Here is a 1,556-nt window from a genome sequence, read left to right as displayed (position 1 = left end):
TCTCTTCTTTCTCCGAGAAGGGTGGCGGGGGGGTTGATACCCCCGCCTTCACGGCCATCGCCCCCCGGGGCCTGCCCCGGGTGGGCGATGGCCTTTTTTCTTCCCCTGCCTGAGCAGTTTGCCAAGGGCCACACACTATGCTGAATCAATGGGTCGCAGGCCTTGAGCGCTTCTTCTTCCTGTACCGCCGCGCCACGCTGGGCCTGCTGCTGGCGCTGACCGCTTTGATGGCCTTCTTTGCGCTGCAACTGCGCATGGACGCGGGCTTTGAGAAGCAGATGCCCAGCGACCACCCCTACATCCAGACCTTCCAGAAGTACCGCGCCGACGTGCTGGGCGCCAACCGCCTGAACATCGTGGTCAAGGCCCGCCAGGGCAGCATCTTCACGGTGGCGGGCCTGCAAAAGCTCTACGAAGTGACCCAGGGCGTGGTGTTCCTGCCCAGCATCGAGCGCCTGGGCGTTCAATCGCTGTGGACGCCCAACAGCTTTGTCAACGAGATCACCGAAGAGGGCTTTCGGGCCGACCCGCTGATCGACGGCACCATCTCCCCGGGCCAGCTCGACGAGGCCACCGTCAAGAAGATCCGCGAGGCCACCGCGCGCGGCGGCTTCATCGGCACCCTGGTCTCGCGCGACGAGAGCTCGGCCATGGTCACCGCCGAGATCATCGAGTACGACCGCGAGGGCAAGAAGGTCGACTACGTGGCCTACAACCGAGTGCTCGAAGCCCAGATCCGCCAGAAGTTCGAAGACGCGAACTTTGAGGTGCAGATCATCGGCTTTGCCAAACAGATCGGCGACATCGCCGACGGCGCTTCGGCGGTGCTTGAGTTTTGCGTCATCGCGCTGCTGCTGACGGCCGCGGCTGTGTACTGGTACTGCCACTCGCTGCGCTTCACCGTGCTGCCCATCGTGTGCTCGCTCACCTCGCTGGTGTGGCAGTTTGGTGCGCTGCACCTGCTGGGCTACGGGCTGGACCCGCTGGGCGTGCTGGTGCCGTTTCTGGTGTTTGCCATTGGCGTGTCGCACGGGGTGCAGCAAATCAACTTCATCGTGCGCGAGATCTCGCACGGCAAGAGCTGCTACGAGGCCTGCCGGGGCAGCTTCACCGGGCTGCTGATCCCGGGCACGCTGGCGTTGGTGACGGCCTTTGTGAGCTTTGTGACCCTGGTGATGATCCCCATCCCGATGGTGCGCGAGCTGGCCATCACCGCGTCACTGGGGGTGGCGTTCAAGATCATCACCAACCTGGTGATGCTGCCGGTGGCGGCCTCGTTCTTCAACGTGAGCAAGGCCTACGCTGACCGCGCCATGCTCAAGCGCGAGGCCCGCTCGGGCTGGCTGCGCACGCTGGCGCGGGTGGCCGAGCCGCGCAACGCCGCGGTGTGCCTGCTGGTGGTGGGCGCCCTCTTTGCGGTGGCCGTGGTCGAAGGCCAGGGGCGCGTGGTGGGCACCACCCAGCCCGGCGCACCTGAGCTGCGCCCCGAGGCCCGCTTCAACCGCGACGCGGTGTCCATCTCAAGCAACTTCGACACCGGGCTCGATTGGCTCACC

1 protein-coding gene is annotated in these 1,556 nt (G+C 65.6%); it reads left to right on the top strand.

Translation table 11 applies throughout. The features are described from left to right. Positions 1–137: 137 nt before the first annotated feature. Positions 138–1,556 (top strand): efflux RND transporter permease subunit (locus AC3WUT_RS30135; RefSeq protein WP_492350751.1); only part of this gene is annotated, 1,419 nt, incomplete at its 3' end.

It is taken from the genome of Curvibacter sp. EU05-FHT14A10, from assembly GCF_058791075.1.
The sequence above is the reverse complement of the archived record's forward strand: the minus strand, read 5'-3'. Positions and strand labels throughout refer to the sequence as shown.